The 20,538-nt window shown below is 57.1% G+C and carries 18 protein-coding genes; 8 read left to right on the top strand and 10 right to left on the bottom strand.

The window, feature by feature from the left end:
* Positions 1-6: 6 nt before the first annotated feature.
* Positions 7-816, bottom strand: coding sequence for an alpha/beta hydrolase (locus tag HMPREF3039_RS07925; RefSeq protein ID WP_067574040.1), 810 nt, complete (start codon positions 814-816; stop codon positions 7-9).
* A 7-nt stretch (positions 817-823) separates the two neighbouring features.
* Positions 824-1,294 carry a hypothetical protein gene (locus HMPREF3039_RS07920; RefSeq protein WP_147549870.1) on the bottom strand — a complete coding sequence of 157 codons (471 nt, stop codon included), beginning with the start codon at positions 1,292-1,294 and terminating at the stop codon, positions 824-826.
* A 177-nt stretch (positions 1,295-1,471) separates the two neighbouring features.
* Here HMPREF3039_RS07920 and HMPREF3039_RS07915 point away from each other — a divergent pair, with 177 nt between their 5' ends.
* The 3 genes from HMPREF3039_RS07915 to HMPREF3039_RS07905 all read left to right on the top strand — a co-directional run bounded on the left by HMPREF3039_RS07915 (position 1,472) and on the right by HMPREF3039_RS07905 (position 6,364).
* Positions 1,472-3,715: an NPCBM/NEW2 domain-containing protein gene (locus HMPREF3039_RS07915; protein WP_167506770.1), complete on the top strand. Its 2,244-nt coding sequence runs from the start codon at positions 1,472-1,474 to the stop codon at positions 3,713-3,715.
* A 249-nt stretch (positions 3,716-3,964) separates the two neighbouring features.
* Positions 3,965-5,386: a hypothetical protein gene (locus HMPREF3039_RS07910; RefSeq protein WP_156473607.1), complete on the top strand. Its 1,422-nt coding sequence runs from the start codon at positions 3,965-3,967 to the stop codon at positions 5,384-5,386.
* Positions 5,387-5,440: 54 nt separating this feature from the next.
* Positions 5,441-6,364 carry a polyphosphate kinase 2 family protein gene (locus HMPREF3039_RS07905; RefSeq protein WP_067574032.1) on the top strand — a complete coding sequence of 308 codons (924 nt, stop codon included), beginning with the start codon at positions 5,441-5,443 and terminating at the stop codon, positions 6,362-6,364.
* Positions 6,365-6,483: 119 nt separating this feature from the next.
* Here the strand turns inward: HMPREF3039_RS07905 and HMPREF3039_RS07900 are convergent, their stop codons facing one another.
* The gene (locus HMPREF3039_RS07900; RefSeq protein ID WP_147549864.1) at positions 6,484-6,930 is read right to left on the bottom strand and encodes a hypothetical protein; all 447 of its coding nucleotides are present in this window, start codon (positions 6,928-6,930) and stop codon (positions 6,484-6,486) included.
* A 58-nt stretch (positions 6,931-6,988) separates the two neighbouring features.
* Between HMPREF3039_RS07900 and HMPREF3039_RS07895 the strand changes: the two genes are divergently transcribed.
* The 3 genes from HMPREF3039_RS07895 to HMPREF3039_RS07885 are packed head-to-tail and all read left to right on the top strand — an operon-like array spanning position 6,989 to position 9,664.
* On the top strand, positions 6,989-7,765 hold the full coding sequence (locus HMPREF3039_RS07895) for a hypothetical protein (RefSeq protein ID WP_197483356.1): 777 nt from the start codon (positions 6,989-6,991) through the stop codon (positions 7,763-7,765).
* Between the two features lie 35 nt (positions 7,766-7,800).
* On the top strand, positions 7,801-8,376 hold the full coding sequence (gene rsmD, locus HMPREF3039_RS07890; RefSeq protein ID WP_067574026.1) for a 16S rRNA (guanine(966)-N(2))-methyltransferase RsmD: 576 nt from the start codon (positions 7,801-7,803) through the stop codon (positions 8,374-8,376).
* A gap of 1 nt (position 8,377) precedes the next feature.
* Entirely contained in the window at positions 8,378-9,664 is a 1,287-nt protein-coding gene (locus tag HMPREF3039_RS07885) for a 3-deoxy-D-manno-octulosonic acid transferase (protein WP_067574025.1), read from the top strand.
* On the opposite strand, the gene HMPREF3039_RS07880 is transcribed toward HMPREF3039_RS07885, so the two are convergent.
* The 3 genes from HMPREF3039_RS07880 to HMPREF3039_RS07870 all read right to left on the bottom strand — a co-directional run bounded on the left by HMPREF3039_RS07880 (position 9,648) and on the right by HMPREF3039_RS07870 (position 12,549).
* Positions 9,648-10,607, bottom strand: coding sequence for a retropepsin-like aspartic protease (locus HMPREF3039_RS07880; RefSeq protein ID WP_167506769.1), 960 nt, complete (start codon positions 10,605-10,607; stop codon positions 9,648-9,650). The two genes, HMPREF3039_RS07885 and HMPREF3039_RS07880, sit on opposite strands and share 17 nt — an antisense overlap.
* 70 nt (positions 10,608-10,677) lie before the next feature.
* Positions 10,678-11,799, bottom strand: a complete 1,122-nt coding sequence (gene rsgA / locus HMPREF3039_RS07875) for a ribosome small subunit-dependent GTPase A (protein ID WP_067574021.1) — start codon at positions 11,797-11,799, stop codon at positions 10,678-10,680.
* Positions 11,800-11,898: 99 nt separating this feature from the next.
* On the bottom strand, positions 11,899-12,549 hold the full coding sequence (locus tag HMPREF3039_RS07870) for a phosphopantothenoylcysteine decarboxylase domain-containing protein (RefSeq protein WP_067574121.1): 651 nt from the start codon (positions 12,547-12,549) through the stop codon (positions 11,899-11,901).
* Positions 12,550-12,655: 106 nt separating this feature from the next.
* On the opposite strand from HMPREF3039_RS07870, the gene HMPREF3039_RS07865 reads away from it, so the two are divergent.
* Together HMPREF3039_RS07865 and HMPREF3039_RS07860 are read left to right on the top strand one after the other, a co-directional pair.
* The gene (locus tag HMPREF3039_RS07865; protein ID WP_067574018.1) at positions 12,656-13,804 is read left to right on the top strand and encodes a cysteine desulfurase family protein; all 1,149 of its coding nucleotides are present in this window, start codon (positions 12,656-12,658) and stop codon (positions 13,802-13,804) included.
* A gap of 167 nt (positions 13,805-13,971) precedes the next feature.
* The gene (locus HMPREF3039_RS07860) at positions 13,972-14,418 is read left to right on the top strand and encodes a GNAT family N-acetyltransferase (protein WP_067574119.1); all 447 of its coding nucleotides are present in this window, start codon (positions 13,972-13,974) and stop codon (positions 14,416-14,418) included.
* 63 nt (positions 14,419-14,481) lie between these two features.
* Here the strand turns inward: HMPREF3039_RS07860 and HMPREF3039_RS07855 are convergent, their stop codons facing one another.
* The 4 genes from HMPREF3039_RS07855 to HMPREF3039_RS07840 form a co-directional block, all read right to left on the bottom strand.
* Positions 14,482-15,231, bottom strand: a complete 750-nt coding sequence (locus tag HMPREF3039_RS07855) for a DeoR/GlpR family DNA-binding transcription regulator (protein ID WP_067574016.1) — start codon at positions 15,229-15,231, stop codon at positions 14,482-14,484.
* Positions 15,232-15,447: 216 nt separating this feature from the next.
* Positions 15,448-16,791, bottom strand: coding sequence for a PPK2 family polyphosphate kinase (locus tag HMPREF3039_RS13330; RefSeq protein WP_167506767.1), 1,344 nt, complete (start codon positions 16,789-16,791; stop codon positions 15,448-15,450).
* Between the two features lie 16 nt (positions 16,792-16,807).
* Entirely contained in the window at positions 16,808-19,471 is a 2,664-nt protein-coding gene (locus tag HMPREF3039_RS07845; protein ID WP_067952053.1) for a tetratricopeptide repeat protein, read from the bottom strand.
* A 14-nt stretch (positions 19,472-19,485) separates the two neighbouring features.
* A complete protein-coding gene (locus HMPREF3039_RS07840) occupies positions 19,486-20,529 on the bottom strand; it encodes a M23 family metallopeptidase (protein ID WP_067952051.1) in 1,044 nt (347 codons plus the stop codon).
* Between the last annotated feature and the right edge of the window lie 9 nt (positions 20,530-20,538).

Genomic DNA, 20,538 nt, shown 5'->3' with positions numbered 1-20,538 from the left:
TCCGGTTCAGTAGCTGATGCTTTTGGCGAATGCCCTGTCAAATCCTGGGCTGTGCCAGATGGTGTTGTGCATGGCTCCGGGGAATTCCTGATAGTTGACGGGAGTGGAGAAGCAGTCGCGCAGCCGCTTGGCATGAGCCGGAGGAATGACTTCATCCGATCCCGCCGCCAGGATGCTGACGGGGCAGGAGACTTTGGGAGCCGCCAGGTCGGAACGGAAGTGGTCGGGCAGGATGAGCTTGACGGGCAGGTAGGGGAAGAGGTCCCTGGCGGTCTCCAGCAGGCTGTCAAAGGGAACCAGAAGTACCAGTTTTTTTACATTCCGGACGGAGGCGATCTGGGTGGCTACCCCGGAGCCGAGGCTCTGGCCTACCAGAATGACGTCGTCCGGGGTTCTTCCCGTCTCTTTCAGCACGTCGTCCAGGATAGCCAGGGAATCCCCCATGATGGCCTGTTCCGTGGGACTGCCGGTACTGAGGCCGTAGCCGCGGTAGTTGACAAGAAGCTTGGCGTGGGGGAATTGATCCAGATAGGGCAGCATCATGGAGATGTCCATGGCGTTGCCTCCGTAATAGACCAGGAGAGGCTGCCCTTTCTTTTCAATGAGCCATCCGCTGAGGCTGGCCCCCTCCCGGTGGAAGGTGCGCCTGTGGGGTTCCCACTCGGCGCGTTTTTGCAGATAGGCGGTTTTGTCCTTGGGCTGGGGCGGCAGATAGACCAGGGAACGGACGGAACAATGGGTGAACGCCAGCACCGCGCCAGCAGCCAGCAGAACCGCTGTCCAGATTTTCCGTCCTTTCCGTTTCATCAGAGGCATGGCTGGGTTAGCGGGGTGAATTGTCCGTGATGGCAAGGGAGCCGGCCGCACCGGTGCGAGGAGTTGCACCGGCTTGTTCCTGATAAGTCCAGCCGGACAGCCGTGCCGTGTTTCCTTCCGCGGATGAACGGCGGACTTCATGGAGGCTGATTTCCCGCGAGGGTGTTTTGAAATGGAAGGTAGCGCTGGCGTTCGCGTCCTGCCGGGCGACGGTGGCTATTTCCGGAGAATTCCCGTTGACGCTGAGCAGCCCCTGGCCGTCCCCGTGGGATGTATAAAGCAGGGTGAGTGCGGCGGGGACGTTCCGGGCCGTTTTATCGGCGGCCGGTTCCGTTTCATTCTCCAGAACAATGGCCGTTCTGCTGCCTTTGGGGAACCATTCCGCCTGTACATTGTCCGTCTCCAGGGTAGCTCCCCCGCGGCCGCAGGCTGAGAGAGTGAGAAGGACGCCCGGCAAGATGATGAATCCTAGTCTCATGAAGATAGTGTCCATTAATTCCGGCGGAAAGGCAATCTCCGTTTTCAGGAGATCCATTCGTACCGAATTTGTTTTCCAAAAGAATGTTTGATAGGACAGGCGCGATGCGGCAGTATGATAACCGTCATGTTTTACCGAATGTTCTCCTGGTATTTTGCGGCGGCCTGTATGACCGGCATGTCTTTTGAGACGTGCCGGAGTGCCGAAGAAGCTCTTCCTCCTGCACGGATGGCCGTGGAAGTGCCTGCCGCCAGCCTGCTGATGGCACGGCAGGAGACCGGGCAGACCCGTCTGGACAGGTCTTTTAAAGATACGGAACTGAGTATAGGCGGCAAGAAGTATGCCAGGGGGATTGGCACGCATGCCACTTCCATGATTCCCCTTCCGGTGCCGAGTATCCAGGGAGGAAGGGTGATGGGCCTGGAAGGCGCTTGCGGCGTGGATGACGGTACGGACGGGGAGGGAAGCGTTGAGTTCCGCGTGATGAGCGGCTCGGAGGTGCTGTGGAGTTCCGGAGTCATGAAACGGGGCATGCCTGCCAAGAGGTTTTCCGTGAAGGTGGCCGCCAACGGCCTGAAGAACCTGTACCTAATGGCGGACAGGGTGGAGAACAATTCCTATGACCACGCGGACTGGGTGGATCTGGCCTGGAAGATCGGAGAGGAGGGAGGAACCATGCAGACGGCCGTAGTGAATGCCGCCAAGTTTGGCATGATTCCCGGTGTCAGGAAGGACCAGGGACCAGCCCTGCGCGACGCCATTTCCGCGCTGAGAAGGAGGGGCGGAGGCGTATTGAGCATCCCCAGGGGAGTGTATCATTTTTATCCGGATGGAGCGCTGGACATGAGCTTTTACATTTCCAACCACGATCAACCTCTCGTTCATCCGGTGTGCGTGCCTCTGGTGGACCTGAGCGATGTCCGGGTTGAAGGGAACGGTTCCCTGTTCCTGTTTCACGGGAAGGTGGTGCCGCTGCTGATCATGGATAGCGAGAACGTCACTGTGGAGCGCCTGGCGATCGATTATGAACGGCCCTATTATTCCGAAGGACGCGTGACCGCTGTGGATGACCAATCCACGGAAGTGGAGATAGACAGGAAAACCTATCCGTACGAAATCAAAAACAACAGGTTTGTCTTTATCGGGGAAGGCTGGCGGGAAGGCATGGCCAGCTGCATGGCTTTTGAGAAGGGAACGGGGCATATCATCGCCAATACGGCGGACATCGGCTGGAACGGCCATGTGGAGCCAGCGGGCGGAAACCGCCTCAAGCTGAAATGGGACCTCAAGAAAAGAGGTATCAAGCCCGGCGATACGCTGGTATTCCGGAATTACAACCGCCCCCATCCGGGATGCGTGATTTACCGGGCGCGGAAGACGCGCCTGAATAACGTAGCCCTGCATCAAAGCACCGGCATGGCGCTGCTGGCGCAGCGTTCGGAGGATATCAGCATCAAGGGAGGGGGAGTTTTCATCAGAAAGGGGACGAAGCGTGTGCACACGTCCGGAGCGGACGCTACTCATTTTTCCAATACCCGTGGTGAAATCATTGTGGAAAAAGCTTTGTTTGAGGGGATGATGGATGACGCCATCAATGTCCATTCCACCTGTCTGGGAATTCAGGAGGTGGTGGACAGCCAAACTCTGAGATGCAGGTACATGCATCCCCAGGCCGTAGGATTTGAAGTGTTCCTTCCCGGTGAGAAAATCCGGTTCATCAACGGTCCCACCCTGGAACCGGGAGAAACGGGCACTGTGAAGTCAGCCGTCAAAACGAATGAAAAGGAATTGCTGATCACGCTGGAGGAACCTCTTCCCAGTGGGGTGAAGGCGGGCGATGCCGTGGAAAATGCGGATTTTTATCCGTCCGTGGTGTTCCGGAACAATATTGTCCGCAACAACCGGGCGCGCGGCACCTTGTTCACCACCCCCGAAAAGGTGCTGGTGGAAGGCAATCTGTTTGACCATTCCTCCGGCGCCGCCATCCTGCTGGCCGGAGATGCCCAGGGCTGGTATGAAAGCGGCGCCTGCCACGAGGTGGTGATCCGCAGGAATACGTTCATCAACAATCTGACTTCCCGCTACCAGTTCACCAACGCGATCATTTCCATTTATCCGGAGGTCAAGCAGCTGAACAACCAGAAGGATTATTACCACCGCAATATTCTTATTGAGGACAACGTCTTCAAAACCTTCGACGTCCCTTTGCTGTTTGCCATTTCCACGGAGAATATCAAGTTCATCAACAACAGAGTTATTTACAACAACGATTACAAGGGGTGGGGGCAGAAGCCCTTCCAGTTCAGAAGATGCGCCAATATCCTGATCAAGGGCAACCGGGTGGAACCGCCGCGCACATGGACCATAGCCGACTGCAAGCTGGAGAATACGCCGGAAAGCCAGGTGCACATGGAGGAGTGATATTCTTCTGCCTGTTTTTACAATACATATTGGTTTTTTCGGATGGCTGATTCCTGATGCCATGCGTGCGGAGGCCTGTCATGGCCAGGCCGTGCAAATGGCAGGAAGCAGGGGAGGATGGCGAAGCCGGGCCGGAAGGCGGATCGAAAAGATTCTCATTACTGCCACTATTCCGTTCGTTGTTGGCTCTCTCTGAATTATTTCGTTTAGTTTGACACCCATTTGGCAATCTACTATGTTCCTTGTGCAATGCACAAGGAACACAGCGGCTGGTGGGCAAAGTACAATTGGCTGGTTTTGTCTTTTCTGTCGTGCTGTTTTTCATTTCATGACCAGAGTTTTTGGATTGATGAATGCTGTACCGCATTGTGCGCTGTCCAGCCGAGCCTGGAAGAATGCTGGCGGCAAATTTGCCGGATTGGCGGGAGCGACGCCCAGATTGCTTTTTATTACTATCTTTTGTTTTTGTGGCATCAGTTGACAGGAGCCGAATCCGAGCTGGCTCTTCGCCTGTTCAATGGGGTCTGGGTTTTTCTGGCAGGCTGGTTTTTCAGAAAGGAACCAAAAGCCCTGGTCATCCTGTTGCTTTCCCCGTTTTTTATCTATTATACCGAAGAACTGCGCCCTTATATTTTACAAATTGCGGCTTCCTGCGGGGTGACCATGCTGCTTTATCAAGCCAGCAGAGGGCATCCGGCAAGGTTCCATGCCCTTTTTGGGACCTTGTTTTTTCTGTGCCTGACAAGCCTGACAGGGGTGGTTTGGGGCTTCGGCTTTATGGCTGCATTTTTCGTCCTGTCATTCCGGCAGTTTAGAGGGCGGAGTTTTTGGAAGGCCGTGTTTTGCTGGATTTTCCCTTTTGCAGGGCTGGCTGCGTATTATGCCTATACCCTTTCCCTCGGGGCCCGTTCCGTGGTGATATCTTCCAGCTGGGTTGTTAATGTGGCCGCGTCCTTGTATGAGTTAATGGGATTGGCCGGGCTGGGGCCTCCGCGTGCCGAGTTGAGGCTGTGTACGACCCTGGATTCCTTATGGAAGATGGAAGGGTTGGTTTTGGGCGGCGTTGTCGCCCTGGCCATGGGCGGCGCCCTGGTTTATGGAGTTGTGTTATGGCGCAGGCAATCCTCCAGATCATTGCCATGGGCGCTCCTCGCTCTTGTGCTGATTCCCGGCATGGTGTTTCTTTATGGAACGGAAGCCATGGATTTCCGGTTTTCCGGCAGGCATTGCGCTCCTCTGCTGCCTGTATTGTGCCTGATTTGGTCCAGGGTATGGCCCCAGAACTGGAAGTCTTCCAACCGTTGCCGGGTTGTTCTGTTTATCCTGATGATGATTGTCTGGCTGGCAAGCGATTTCCGTCTTCGTTTTTGCAGTATTTATAGCCGGGAAAATTACCGGGAGGCTGTTTCCTATTGCAAATCATTGCAGGAGAAAGGAATGAAGGTTCTTCTGCTTTGCAATGAGTTTGGCGGGAAATTTTATGGATGGCATTTTCAGCCTCCGGCGAATTATTGGTCAGATTATGATGCCGTTGTCATTTCCCGCCCGGGCCGGTATGCTCCCGTATTAAAAGCGATGGAGGATTCGGGCTTGTATCAACGCTCCGCCCTGTGCCAGGGATTTACCGTTTATTTCAATGGAAAGGTTTTGCCGCCGGCAAGGAAGGATTGACGCTTTCCCCGATTGTTTCAACGTCTTGCGTCAGAAAGATGTCTTACAAGGATTATGGAAATTCCTTCCCATTTGATCAAACGCTGCAAGAAGTTCATTGAGCCTTACCGTGTGAAGGACGGCAAGGGATTTAAATTGTCCCATCATGATCCGGGGGATCTGGGCAAGCTGGACAAGGACAGCAAGAAGGAAGCCGTTGAGAAGCTTGAAAAAGGCATCGAATTGCTGGGACAGTTGCAGGAGGTGCTTTACGCCAGCGAGTCCTATGCCCTGCTGGTGATTTTGCAGGCGATGGACAGTGCCGGCAAGGACGGTATCGTCAAGCATGTGATGGGAGGCATCAATCCCCAGGGATGTGTGGTGAGCAGTTTCAAGTATCCTTCCACTGTGGAACGGACCCACGATTTTTTGTGGAGGTGTGTGATGCGCCTGCCGCAGAGAGGCATGATCGGCATTTTCAACCGTTCCTATTACGAGGAGGTGCTGAGCGTGCGCGTGCATCCGGAATACCTTGCGGGGGAAGGATTTGATCCGGGCCAGGCAGGCAAGGCTTTCTGGAAGGAGAGATACAGGTCCATCAATAACCTGGAACGCCATTTGCATGCCAATAAAACGCGGTTTGTGAAAATCTTTCTCCATCTTTCCTATGAGGAGCAAAGGAAGCGTCTTCTGGCGCGCCTGGATACTCCCGACAAGAATTGGAAGTTTTCAGAAGGGGATATCCATGAGCGCGAATATTGGGACGGCTACCAGAAGGCTTTTGAAGAGATGATCCGGAATACGGCCACTCCGGATGCTCCATGGTATGTGGTTCCGGCGGATAACAAGTGGTATTCCCGGCTTGTCTGCCTGTGTGCGATTGCCGGCGCCCTGACGGATATGAAGCTGAAATATCCGCAAGTGTCCGGGGAGTTGAAGTCTTTTTTCCCCAGATTCCGGGAGGAACTGGAATATCCGCCGGACAGGGATAAGAAGTGAATGGCGCGTGCCCGGTCCTGTTCCGGGATAACCGCCGTGCCCGGAGAGGGGAGAACGGAGATGCGCCCGGAATGGGGGCATGTAGGCTCAGCTTCTGCGGAAGGGGGAACGCCTTGTAATCAGCGCCTGCGTTCCCAGGATTTCACCTTGCCGTTGATGAATAGAACGTATCCCGTATTTACCGGAACGTAGGTGACGTCGTTGTAATAGGGATAATACGGGCTATAGAAGCCCGGTCCCCCCCAATAAGGGCCGCCCCAGTACGGACCGTACCAGAAGGAGGGCGGCGGCGTGTAAACGGGCTGCAGGGAAGAGTAGATCCAGCGGGTGGCCTGCTTTCCGTTGAGGTTGCCTTCCGCCACGGCGGAGGGGTCTCCCCATGCCAGGAATACGGCGGGCGGCGACATGCCTTCCGCAATTTGGCCGGTTTCCACCAGCGCCTTTTGAGCGGGGGGAAGCGAATTGAATAAAGCGGGGTTTTTCTGAATACGGGAGGCGGGGGTGGACACGCAGGAAGCAAGGCTCAAAGCGGCGGCCATGGTGGTGAAAAGTAACTTCCAGTTCATGATATGCATACGGATAACACTCACTTTGACTCTTGCCAAGGGTCTTTTGTTGAGTAAAATGAACCGACAAGTTATGAAAGCGTTCCGCAATCTGGCCTTATTACTGATGGTCCCGGCTCTGGTTTCCTCCCTGTCTGCAGCAGGAAAACCGGAAATTATCAATGATTATCTTCCGGTCGGGAAGATGGTGGAAGGCTCTGCCGTCAGCGTTTTGCTTGACGAAGGCCTTCAGCCATTCATGGAAAAGATTGACGGCGTTTTCAGCTCCCTGCCTGAAAAAGACAAGAAGGAGCTGGTTTCCCAGATTGTTCCCGGACAGCCTGTTCCGTATGACGAACGCCTGGGCTGGACCAAGGAAGATTATGCCAAATATCTGGAGTGCTGGAAAAAGAAGCAGATTCAGGAAGTGGCTCCCGTAGCGATGGGGATTTTCCCGGACGGCGAGCAGGGCATCTGGAATCTGGCAACAGTGGTTCAGCAGGGGCCCCTGCCGATGAGCACGCTTAAGTATGATTCCAATACCAAGTCATGGATTTCCCCCAACGGCTCCCTGGCTTTGAAGGGCGACGTGTCCTATGACGATATGAATGTGTATGGGGCGTGGAGCGGCAAGGAATGGACGCTGGAGAAGAAGACGATCCTTTCCACGCTGACGGAAACCGTCATCCTCGGCAAGACGAAGGATGGAAAGTATGTTTATTTTGTGTACAACATGTCCGAGAAGAATCCGGACAATTTCGTTATTGCCAATCAGTCCATCGTGCTGCGCGTTCCCATGACCAGCATCGTGGGAGATCCCCTTCTGGAGAAGGCCAAGGCCCGCGCCCGCCAGTAACGGCTGATGTTTTTTCTTACTTCCGGTTATAAAAGATGCGTATTATCAGTGGATTAGCCGGTGGAATATCCTTGTCCGTCCCCAAGGGGGAGGTTCGCCCCACCACGGACCGGGTGAGGGAAGCCCTTTTTTCCATCCTGCATCCTCTGATCAAGCATGCCGACGTCCTGGACCTGTTCTCCGGATCGGGAGCGTTCGGGCTGGAAGCCCTGAGCCGCGGAGCAAGAACCGCCCGCATGGTGGATGCTTCCCGGGCTTCCTGCACCACCGCCAAGGCCAATTTGTCCAAGACCGGGCTTGAGGGCGGCACGGTGATCCAGGGGGATGCCGTCCAGTTCGTGAAGAGGGAATTGACCGCCGGCAGAAAGTATGATGTGGTGTTTGCCGACCCTCCCTATTGCAAGGGGCCGCTGGACAGGGATTTTGTCGTGGAACTGGTGGAAGCCGGTGTGGCCGGTCTGCTGAAGGATGAAGGCGTGTTCATTGCGGAGGTCCAGGAAGGCTGGGGGACCGGGAGTGAAGGTTCCGCCGATTTTGACGGACTGCGCCTGGTGGATACCCGCCGGTACGGGAAAAATATGCTGCTGTTCTATCGATTGCCGAAGGAGTAAGATGAAAGCCCTTTTATTGTCATGTTGTTATAATATCCTGTACACCATCGGCTGGCTGGTGACTCTGCCTTCCTATCTGCTCAAGCAGAAGCGCCGGGGGGGATTCGGCACGGGGCTGATGGAGCGTTTTGGCCTGTACCGCGTTTCCTACAACAGGGAGCCGAAGGGCGTGCTGTATGTGCATGCCGTGAGTGTGGGGGAAGTAGTGATAGCCCTCAAGTTTCTGCGTGCATGGCTCCGGGAGCGCGGCGGTTCCGCCGTGCTGGCCACCAGTACGGCTACGGGGCATGCCACGGCCATGAATGCCCAGGTGCCCGGCGTGCGCGTGATTTACTCCCCTTTTGACTTGCTGGGGCTTCCCGGCAGGTGCTTTGACCGCTTTGAACCGGAAGCCATTGTGCTGGTGGAGGCGGAGCTGTGGCCCAATTTTGCGCGCGCGGCCAAGGTGCGCGGCATTCCCATGGCGATGATCAATGCCCGCATGTCCGCCAGATCGGAAAGCCGGTACCGCGCGTTCAAGTGGCTTTCCAAGTATTATTTTTCTTTTCTGGACGCCATGGGCGTGCAGGACAAGGGGGATGTGCAGCGGTTTGAGTCCGTGGGAGTCTCTCCGGCCGTCATTCATGTGACCGGAAGCATCAAGTTTGACCAGCAGACGGCGGACCGCCGTGATGCGAATCCCGAGTTTTCCGCCATTCTGGAGAAGTTGAAGCGCGGCAAGCCTGTGGTGCTGGCCGCCAGCACGCATGACGGGGAGGAAGTCCTGATTGCGGAGGCTGCCAGGAAAGCCGGCGGTTTTCCCCTGATTGTTCCCCGGCATGCGGAACGCCGCCATGCCGTGGTGAAGGATTTGTCCGCCCGCGGCTGGCAGTGCATTTTGCGGACGGAAGGAGAAATTCCTGAAACCCTCAAGGAGAACGTCTGCTATGTTGTGGACACGACCGGGGAGCTGAAGGATTGGACGGCCCTGGCCGACGTGGCCGTGATCGGCAAGAGTTTCCTGGCGGACGGCGGACAGAATCCGGCAGAAGCCGTTGCCTGCGGCGTGCCCGTGCTGACGGGGCCGCATATGGAGAATTTTGATGCCCTTGTCCAGCTTCTGGAAGGGGTGGACGGTATCACCAGATGCGGGGAGGAACAGTTGCCGGACGTTCTCAAGGAAATGCTGGACAACCCGTTGCTGGCGCATGCGCAGGCTTCGCGCGCCCAGGTGGCTCTGAAAGCCCATTATGGCGCTACGGCCCGCACCATCCGCATGATCTGCATCATGCTCAAGATTCCCGTTTGAGCGGAGGAGCATCCGTCGTTTTTTCGCTGTCCTCTGTAGTTGAATGGAGAGGCAGGGCATAGACTTCCCCCTGCGGCGCGTCCACAATGATGTCAAAGTGCCGCAGGGTATCCACGCCGATCTGGCGTCTGCCGCCGGTTCCCGTCACGACGAATGAAAGGCCTTCCATGTGGAAGTCCGGTCCCATGTGGAGCGTGGAAGGAACACCCAGCTTCATGACGGAATGGCTGCCGCTGCTTCCGTTGATGTCTGACGCCATGGCTTTGACATGACTACCGTCCGGGTCCGCCGGCCATTGCTCCACAGGGGCCAGAGAGAGTGTGGAGCCGGAGTCGAGAGCCAGGAGAAACGGCGCGCCGTCCCTGGTGCACCGGATGTAGAGGATGCCGGAGTCATGGCGTTCAACGTCCAGCGGTTTCATGTCTTTAAGGGGGAAACGGGAACGTTCGAGGAATTGCAGGGTGGCGTCCCTGACGGAGAGCAGGAAGGGGCAGAAGCTCAGATAGTTGATGCCCAGGATGCCGTCCACGCGAATTCGGGTGCTTTTTTGAAGAGGGGCCAGGTCCATGGTGCACCCGTAGAAGTTTTTGATCAGAAGGCCGCCGATGGAGAAGGATTCCATGGAAAATACCCGGGGTGCGGTGTGGACATTGGAGCCGGGGGCAATCTGAACTTCCTGCAGAGCCAGATCCGGGAAGTGCTTTTTGATGAATTTGACGTCGAACGTGGTGTGGGAGGCGGCCGTATCCACGATGAGGTTGCACGGGATGCCGTTGATGCGGCATTCCGCAATAAGCAGTTTGCTGTTGGGGTCCCTTGCCAGTTTGACCGGCTCCATGTCAGTCAGGGATGCTGTGGCCCTGTCCGGAAGGGGAGCGGCTTCTTCCGCGAAGGAGAGAGGGAGCAGGGACAGCATCAGGAGGCCTGCGGCGGCAAGTGGCAAGCTGCGTACGGGGAGCATCCCTTACAGGTAAGCGAGCACCCGCGGCCTGGCAAGTCAATTTGACGGTGAATCAGTCATGAGCCCGGTGGTTGGGCCTGTGGCGGCGTTCCAGCTCCACGCGGTCTTCGTAGTTGCGGGCCTGGACTTTCCTATCCCTTTTTCCGGCCCTTTCCACGTTCATCTGCCGTTTTTTCTGGCGCTTGGCAAGCTGGGAAATTTCGTTTTCCAGATTCAGGAAGTTCAGGTAGCGTTCCTTGTCCAGGCGCCCCTCTTCCACGGCTTTTCTGATGGCGCATCCGGCGTCCTTGCCGTGGCTGCAGTCCGCAAACCTGCATTCATGGGCCAGTTCCGTGAGGTCCGCAAAACTTTCCCGGAGCGTGTGTTCGTCCGTCCACATCTGGATTTCCCTGATGCCCGGATTGTCGATCAGCAGGCCGCCATGCTTGAGAAGCACCAGTTCCCGCGCCACCGTGGTATGGCGTCCTTTGCCGGTGACTTCATTCACTTCCCCCGTCCAGAGCCATTCGTCCCCCAGCAGGGTGTTGACCAGCGTGGATTTTCCCACGCCCGAGGAACCTACGATGGAGATTGTTTTTCCTCGTTCCAGACATTTGCGGAAGTCCTTGATGCCCTTGTTGCGGAGGGCGCTGATGCAGATAATGCCGCATTCCGGGCAGAGTTCCCGGAGGATGTGCGTGGCTTCCTCCACTTCTTTCCTGGAGAAGAGGTCCACTTTGTTGAGCAGGATGAGGGGCATGGCTCCGCTGCGACGGATGAGCGTGAAGTAGCGCTCCATGCGTCTGGGGTTGAAGTCGGTTCCCGGTTCCGTGACGACGGCCACGATGTCCACATTGGCGCCCAGCACCTGTTCCGCGCTGCTTTTTCCCGGCGCCTTGCGGGAAAAACAGGTCCGGCGGGGAAGAATGGCGCGTATGACGGCTTCATCCTCCGCTTCTCCGGGGTCGATCGCCACCCAGTCTCCGACGGCGGGAAGTTCCGCATCCGTGGCGGCGTCATGCCAGAGTTTTCCGCTCACGACCACGTCCATGTCCTCTCCTCCGTCCAGCAGGGCGGTGAAGTTGATTTTCGTTTCCCGGATCAGGCGCCCCGGAATCCAGCCGGGTTTGGCAATGGCGTCAAAGGCGTCTTGAAAGTGGTCGTTCCAGCCTAGGTCCTGAAGAGTAACGGGCATGAAGGAGCAGGGGGTTGTTTGAGAGAAGCGGTACGCTGCGGCTGATCGTTTATGATGGCTTAATTCCGGCCGGGTTCAAGCCCGGAAAAGGTATGCCGGTCAGGATGACAGGCCTTTCCCGCGTACAAGGCGGCACGCGCGTTCCACGATCTGGTGGGCGATGTGCGTTTTGGCGGCTTTTTCCAGCAGGTCCGTCCGGTCCGGGTAGATGAGCAGCACTTCGTTTTCCGATGCGTCGAAGCCGATGTCCCGGCGGGAAACATCATTGGCCACGACCATGTCGCATTGCTTGCGCTCCAACTTGCCGCGCGCATAGGATTCCACATCGTGGGTTTCCGCCGCAAAGCCGACCAGAATGCCGCGGAAGCCGAATTCCGTGCGCATGGAGCCCAGAATGTCTTTGGTGCGCTCCAGCTCCAGAATCATGCGCTCCCCTGTTTTTTTGATCTTGCGGTCCGGTACGGAAACCGGCCTGTAGTCCGCAACGGCGGCGCTGAGGATGGCTATGTCCGCATAGGGCGCCTGGTTCTGCACGGCGTCATACATTTCCTGGGCGGTTTCCACGGGAAGGAAGTCAACGCCGTGCGGAACGTCCAGGGAAGTGGGGCCGGAGATGAGCAGGACGCGGTGGCCGTCGTGGGCCGCCGCCTCCGCCAGGCTGTATCCCATTTTGCCGGAAGAACGGTTGGTGATGTATCTTACGGGGTCAATGGCCTCTCTGGTAGGACCGGCCGTGATGAGGAAACGCATGGGCGGCATTATGCGGAATCGTGGGGAAAAGTGAAGAGTGATCTTGTTCAGCCGGGCATTATGTTCCGGCTTGACTCCTGTCCCTGATTGGGCGAGTTATGAAGGCGTGATTTATTGGGACAATAACGCCACCACCCCCCTTCTTCCGGAAGTTTACGCCGCCATGGAACCGTTCCTGAAAGAACGGTTTTTCAACCCTTCCGCGGGGTATGCAGAGGCCAGGCGCGTGCGGGAGGCGGTGGAGGAAGCCCGCGCCGGAGTGGCGGCCCTGCTGGGCGCGTCTCCGGCGGAAATCGTGTTTACTTCCGGAGGAACGGAGGCCACGAATGCCGCATTCCGGCAGATGGCCCGTGAAGGAAAGGGCGTGGCCGTACTGTCCACGGATCACGATGCTTCCCTGAAAACATCCGTTGCCCTGGGGAACGGGCGCATATGTTCCGTGGACCGTGAAGGAAGGGCCGTACCGGAAGAATGGGAAGCCCTGTGCGCCGGGGAAGCGGGCGGCGTTTCCTTTGCCTGGGCCAATAACGAGACGGGCGTGCTTCAGGATGCGGCGGCTTTGTGCGCCGCCGCCCGGCGGCATGGGTTGCCCGTGCATCTGGATGCGGTGCAGTGTGCCGGAAAGATTCCCGTGTGCCTGCATGGGATGGATGTGGATTATGCGTCCGTTTCCGCCCATAAATTGCATGGTCCGAAGGGTATAGGATGCCTGTACAGGCGCTCCGGCGTTCCTCTGGAGCCTGCCTTGTTCGGTGGCGGTCAGGAGTACGGGCTGAGGTCCGGCACGGAGAATGTGCCGGGAATCATCGGTTTTGGGGCTGCGGCCCGCGTGGCCCTCCGGCATGTGGAGGAAGCGGGGCGCGTGAGGCGTCTGCGGGACAGTTTTGAGTTTTCCCTGGCGCAGGCCGTGGACGGAGTGACGGTGCATTCCGGTGCCGCGGAGAGGATTCCGAATACGTCCAATTTGGCTTTTTCCGGGTGCACGGCCGAGGCCCTGATGCTTTTGCTGGAACCTGCCGGGCTGTTGTGTTCCGCCGGGTCCGCCTGCCATACCGTGCAGCCCATGCCGTCCCATGTGCTGGCGGCCATGGGGTTGTCCGACGGCGAGGTGCGTTCCTCCCTGCGTTTTTCCCTGTCTTTTACCACTACGGAGGAAGAGGTGCGGGAGGCCGTGCGGCTGGTGGCGGAGGCTGTCGGGAAGGTGCGCCGCGTCCAGTCTTCCCGCACCGGTCCCGTGTTTGTTTACAGGCCGTGAGTAGGAGAGACAGCCTGATGGGCTTTTATGGCGGCGGATTGTCCGTAAAGGAGCAGGGAGCCGCGTTTTGGGCGGATTGTCCGCTTTTCTTTCCTTCTTGCCGCCGTGCGTAGTTCGTGCTAGGGTTTATAGACTGTGGAAAACAGCGGTTTTTCCAGTAGATGCTTATGAATATAGAACATTATCAGAGCAAGGATGAGGAGGCGGTCCTGAATATTTGGCTGAAGGCGTCCGAACAGGCCCATGCGTTTGCCGGGGTCGGTTTCTGGTGTGGCTTGGTGGAGGATATGAGGCAGGTGTATTTGCCGAAGGCGCGGACTTGGATATGCCGTGACGGTGACCGCGTGGTGGGGTTTGCCTGCCTGGTGGGAGAGGGGGAGCTGGCCGCCCTGTTTGTGGATCCGGAACGCCAGTGTGAGGGTATAGGGACGGCATTGCTGAATTGGGTCAAGGATCACAGCAAGGGGGTGCTGACTGTAGGCGTTTATGAGGAGAATCCGCGTGCATGGCAGTTTTACAAGCGCAGCGGGTTTGAAGAGATCGGCTCCCGGGAGGATGAACTTGCCGGCAGCCGGGAGTACCGTCTGGAGTGGAAGAGGCCCCGCCCGTCATAAGAAAGGGCGGAGGCTCTTGAAGAACCTCCGCCCGAGTTGATTTTTAGGATGCCGGCAGTCGTGTTAGGCGATTTCCACCTTGACGCCGCTCTTTTCAATTTCTTCCACCATTTCCGGAGCAATGGCTTCGTCCGTGATGAGCATGCTCACCAGGTTGGGAGCGACCGTGTAGAATGCCGGGCTGTTTGCGATGCTTGTGGAAGGCATGGCGATGATTACCTTGGCATCCTGGGGGATGACGCTTCTGATGAATTCGGATTGAAGCATGTTTTTGTACCCGGCGCCATGCTTGGGGGAGTAGCAGTCCGGGGTGAGTACCACCAGTTCAATGTTCAGGGATCCGGCCGCGTGTGCCGCGTCCTGGCCCACGTAGACCTGGGCTTCACGGTCGAAACGGCCGCCCGTGCAGTAGAAGCTGAGGCTCGGGATGCCTTCCAGCCTGGTCAGAAGGGTGGGGTTGTTGGAGACAATATGCGTGTCTCTGGAGTTGACATGGTTGCATATCTGGTAACCCATGGTGCTGCTGTCAATGAACATGACGACGGAGGTCGGGATGTTCTGAACGGTTTTTTTGGCAATCTGGATGGAGACATGGTCCTGAGTGACAATGTCTTCATGAAGGGATTTGTGAGTGAGCGCCAGTGCGCCGCCGTGAACGCGCTTGAGGAATCCCCTTTTTTCAAGGTTAATTAAATCGTTGCGGACCGTTTCATCCGTGACCTTCATCTGCTTGGCCAGGGCAATTGTCCTTGCGGCTCCATGCTCGGCCAGGGTTTTCAGAATAAACTCTTTACGTTGGGATGCTAAGTACATTGGGTTCTGTTTTTCTATATAGAATGTTTACACGTTCTACGTGTTAAGTTGTTTTCTAACAATTTTTCACGGTCTCAGTCAAGCGTTAGAAACATTAACTTTTGACTGTTACTGTGAATAATGCCGATTTTGTAATACTGAGACAGCATGATAACGATAAATGTACAAAAATATTTACTCAATGCACAAATTAGTTATTATTATGACAGAGATTTGTTAATCGGGTATGGAAATGGAGGCCGGATCGAAGTTGGGGGTGGGAAAGGCAAGCTGGAGATGCCGGAGTTTTTCCACGATCAGGCGTGCAACGACAAGGTTTCTGTACCATTTCCGGTCCCCGGGGATAATGTACCAGGGGGCTTCCGGAGTGGATGTTTTTTCAATGAGGTCCTGGTAGGCGGTTTGGAATTCATCCCAGCGGTTGCGGTCGTCAAGGTCATCCATGCAGAATTTCCAAAGCTTGTCCGGATCCTGAAGCCGTGATTCCAGGCGCTTTTTCTGTTCCTCCTTGGAGATATTCAGGAAAAGCTTGATGATAGTGGTGCCTTCTTCCGCGAGCATGGATTCAAAGTCCAGCACGTGCTTGTAGCGGCGCTTCCAGACGGGGTCCGGGAAGATTTTTTTTACACGCACGGCGATGATGTCTTCATAATGGGAACGGTTGAAGATGGCAATCTGGCCTTTGGTCGGAACTTCCTTGTGCACGCGCCAGAGGAAGTCATGGTCCAGTTCCTCCGGGGTGGGTTTTTTAAAGGGCACGACATGGAGCCCCTGCGGGTCCACGCGGGAGAAGACATGCTTGACGCAGCCGTCCTTGCCGCCGGCGTCCATGGCCTGGAGAATGACGAGTATTTTGTGCTTGTGCTGGGCAAAGAGTTTTTTCTGCAGTTCCTGCAGTTCTTCCCTCAGCTTGTCGAATTCGACCAGGGATTCTTCCTTGGTTCCGGAGAAGAGGGATTTGTCATCCGTGGGGTAGTCCTTTAAACGCAGTTTTTTGCCCGGAGGCACCAGGTAACGGTTCATCGTATAAGAAGTTAGTGTTGAAGGGTGGGCGGCCCGTACGACGCGCTTTTCCGCAGAGGGGCGGTTGGCGGTTGGGGGCTTTCCGAAGAATTGAGTGAGGGCGTCCTTAATGACTTTTCTTTTGAATTTGGGGAACATTTCCAGCTTGATGTCCTGGAGAAGCACCCATTTTGTTTTTGCGAATTCCGGGCTGCGGTGCAGGTCCGTTTTGGGGCGGCTCGTTTTGCAGCGCACCAGGAAGTAGGTTTGTTCCTGCCCCACCCAGCGGGTGATTTTACGGTGGTTGGCAGGGTATTTGTACCGCAGCCCGGGGAGGCGCGCCACAATGTTGTAGTCCGAGGGGCGCAGCCCCACTTCCTCCCAGACTTCCCGCGCCAGGGCGCGTTCAATGCTTTCATTTTTGATGACGCCCCCCTGGGGGAAATGCCAGTAGGGATTGCGGCCGTGGTCCTTGCCCAGCAGGATGTAGCCGTCGGCATCCATGATGATGGCTGCCGCGTTGATTCTCCATGCTCTGGCTGGTGAAGGAGTGTCCATGACCGGGCAAAACTGCTTATTGGGGGGCTTGTTCCGGGGCGGGCTGCATTTCCGGCGGCTGTTCCGTTTCAGCCGGGTCCTCCTGCCAGATGAAGTGCTCCAGCTGGATGCGGCGCGCATAGGCTGCCGCTTCCCTGGCTCTGGGGCCGGAGGTTTGCGCCAGCTTTCTGGCCAGGGCCAGGGCGCCGTCCCAGTTTTGTGCCTGTCCCATGAGGCGGATGGAGGCAAATCCCGCGTTGTAGAACCAGTGCCAGTCCCGGCGCTTGTTGGCGGAACTGCCGCTGGGCGTATGGACCAGAACGGAAGCATAGTCATCCAGGGCTTTTTCCTGGTCGTTCAGCCTTTCGTAAAATTGGGCCCGCTGGGTAAGGGTTTTGAATTTCCATGCCAGTCCCAGATTGGGAGTGTTCAGGATTTCCGTGCACAGGTTGATGGCTTTGCGGAGGGTGTCTGAGTGGGTGTCTTCCTTGGTTACCCACGCATCCGCCTGGATGGAGAGGGCCAGCAGCCGCATGTAGCGCGGCAGCGGCTTGGAAAGCAGCTCGTCAAGAACGGCGATGCACTGGTCCGCTTTTCCCATGCGCAGCAGGACGGAGGCTTCTTCTATTTTGGCGGCCTGGGCAAATTGCGTTGTTCCCGCCCCCAGAGTCTGGAAGATGGTGAGGGCCGCTTCCAGCGTGTTGACGGTGTTGCTTTGCTGTGCCGCCTTTCCTGCCAGGAAGAGGGCCGCCGCTTTCAGGGGGCTGTCCGGATATTTGGAGGGGAAGGGCTGGAGCACCAGCTGGGCTTCGTGGAAGTCGCCGTTTTTGTACAGGAGTTCTCCAAGTTTGAGGTACAGGGCATCGGCCTGCTTTCCATCTTTGTCCAGAGCGATGGTTTGCCGGCATGCCTGGATGGCCTCCGTCCATTCCTGGAGGTTTTCCGCCAGCAGGATTTTCAAGCGGCCAAGCTGCATGGCCTGGTCCGGGGTGAGCTGTTCTTTTTCCAGCAACGGGAGGGTGGATTGCACGGTCTGGATGTCCGGAGGATTGAGATTCAGAGCTACTTCCGCCTGGTCCAGGCGCGCCTGGGTTTTCAGAGCGGGGTCTTCCGCCACGGCCACGAAGCCGGCCAGGAGTTCCGTGGCCTCCGGGTTCATTCTTTTGGCCGCATAGTGAGCCTGTTCAAAGAGGATGTGTTCCCGCAGCTTTGCAGAGCCTGCGGCTTCCCGGACCAGGGCGGCCGCGCCTTTCGCGTCGTTGGCATGCAGGGCAGACAGGTTTTCATTGAAGAGCGCGGTTTCCGCCGTTTTTTCCGTGCCACGCCGGGACGCTTCACGGAATAGTTTTTGAGCCAGGGGGTAATCCCCCTTTTGGAAGGCCAGGGCGCCCTGCTGAAAGATGATGCCGGCAGATGTGCCCGGGTATTTGGAAATGAGGCGTTCCGCATCTTCCGTGCGTCCTTTTTCAAGGAGGGCCGTGATGATGTTCAGACAGAGAGTCTGGACGGGAACGTTTTGCGGATATTTGGCAAGGCCGTCTCCGGCAAGCTTGATGGCTCCCGCCAGGTCTCCCTTTTCCAGAAGGAGGCTGCCCATGGCGTACATGGCCGCAGGCTGCCGTGTGGCGTCTTTGGAGTTCACCCAGCCGGTGAGTTTTTCCAGTGCCTGCGGGTCGGTACGGAAGGTGTCTTCTCTCAGAAGGATGTTGAAGGCGTCCATCAGCAGGGGCGAGTCCGCCTTTCCGCCGATGAAGGTGATGAGCCGGTCTTCTCCCGTTCCGGCGGTGTGGATGTTTTCCTCTTCCGGCTGCTGCGCGCGCGCTTCTTCCTCCGCCTGCCCCGGATTGCGTTTTTCCCGGAGAATTTCCCCTTCCGCCAGCGCCACCCGTGCCAGATCACGGATTTTTGCAGGGTAGGAGGTGTTGTCCGCAATGGAAGCAAACGTTTTAATGGCCTGATCTACATTGCCCTGGATGACGGATATTTTTCCGTCCACCAGTTCTGCATAGGGCAGCAGGATGGGCGGCTTTTCCGTGCCGGACAGGCTGTTTTTTACCTGTTCGAGGATGGCCTGCGCCTCCGTATAGTTCTGCATGCCGGCCAGGGTGTCCGCCAGCAGGATGTTGGCGGTGTGTGAAACGGAGGGAGAGTCCGTGCGGCCCAGCCTGGCCAGGGATTCCACGAGAAGCTGCTGGTCTCCGAGCTGCCGGGCCAGCTGGGCTTTCAACTGGAAGGCGTAAACGGAAAGGGGATCGGAGTCCGGGATGGAGGAGAGTTTTTCCAGGGCCCTGGTGAAGTATCCCTTGTTGAACAGGCCCATGGCCGTCCAATAGGATTTCAGAACGGAGTCCGGCAGTTGTTCCCACAGGGCGAGGCCTTCATCCGTCTTGTGGGCGCGGATCAGGGCTTCCGCAAGGAACGGCCTGATGATGGCCTTTTGAGATTCCGGGAGGTTTTTCGTTTTCAGGCTTTCCTGAAAGTTTTTGCTGGCTTCCAGCGGGAGGTGTGCCGCCAGGTCCTTCAGGCCCTGCTGGTATTTTTTGTTTTTCAATAGCGCCTGTTCGTCCTGCGACAGGGCGGAAGCGGCGGGAGGAGTGTTGCCTGACGCCGCAGAGGAGAGGCCCCCCAGGGACAGCAGGAACGCGGCGCATGCCGCCATGGCGGCGGGGATGGTGTGGTGCCTGGTGGAGGGTATTTGCATGATCAATAAGGGGCTTATGGTTCCGTTCCCATGAAAATGAGCCGGATGTAGCGTTTTCCGGAAGCCGTCAGCCTGGGTTCCTTGCTGGAACCGGAAACGCGGTTGCAGGTTCTGTACAGTTGGGAGAAGGGATGGGGAACAGCCCGGATGACGGCAGGTTCACTGCAGGGTTCCGCAGAAGGAGTGACGGAGGTGGGAACTCCGGGTCCGGTGAAACTGATTTCCCAGGATTTGGGCTGTGACGGACCCGGTTTCAGCAGGAAAGGATAGTTTTTGACCAGGCTGGGCATTTCTCCGGTGGAGGGAACGCGCACTACGTATTGCACCGGGAGGGAGGAGATATGGCGGGACAGGGAGAATTCCTCCCCGTCCTTGCAGTGGATGAGGACAGGCGCCGCATCAAAGCCCGCCAGGTTCAGGCCGTTGTAATTGCCGTGGCGGTTGGGCGTGGCCATTTTCAGGCTGTCATACCAGGGTTGAAAGTTGTCTTGGAGCTTGAGACAGAGCTCCAGATGCAGGTGGGCCCGCGTTTTGTTCAGCCCTGCGCCGGAATAGCCCAGGCGCCCGATGACGTTTCCGGTGCCTACCTGGTCCCCCTCCCGGCAGTTGACGGAGGCGAGGTGGGCGTAAAGGCTGTAGAGCGGTCCGTCTTTCAGCCGGTGTTCAATGACGACGTAGCGGCCGTAGTTGCTGTGCGCAGGATTTGCGGAAGCATGGACCACGATACCGCCGGCCACCGGGTGGACATCGTCCAGGGGGACGCCTGCGGCATCCCTTTTGAGGGGCTTGATGTCAATGCCTTCATGAAATTTGGTGGCTACCGGGCCTGCCTGGGTTCTGACCAGGGTGCGGGTAAAGCCGTAGGCTCCGGCCTGCCAGGGCTGGGATTTCTGCCCCTCGAAGTTCCGGTCCACGTACATGTAAAAGTCCTGCGGACGGTCGTTCAGAAGGGCCGTGTTTGAGGTGGGGAAGCGCACGGCAATGTCTGCCGCCAGATAAGAGGCGCTCCACAGGAACAGGAAGCATCCGGACAGGAACAGGAGGAACTTGCTGTGCATGTTCATAAA

The sequence above is a fragment of the Akkermansia sp. KLE1798 genome, assembly GCF_001580195.1.
GTDB classification, from domain to species: domain Bacteria; phylum Verrucomicrobiota; class Verrucomicrobiia; order Verrucomicrobiales; family Akkermansiaceae; genus Akkermansia; species Akkermansia biwaensis.
This window is presented reverse-complemented; position numbering and strand designations above follow the sequence as displayed.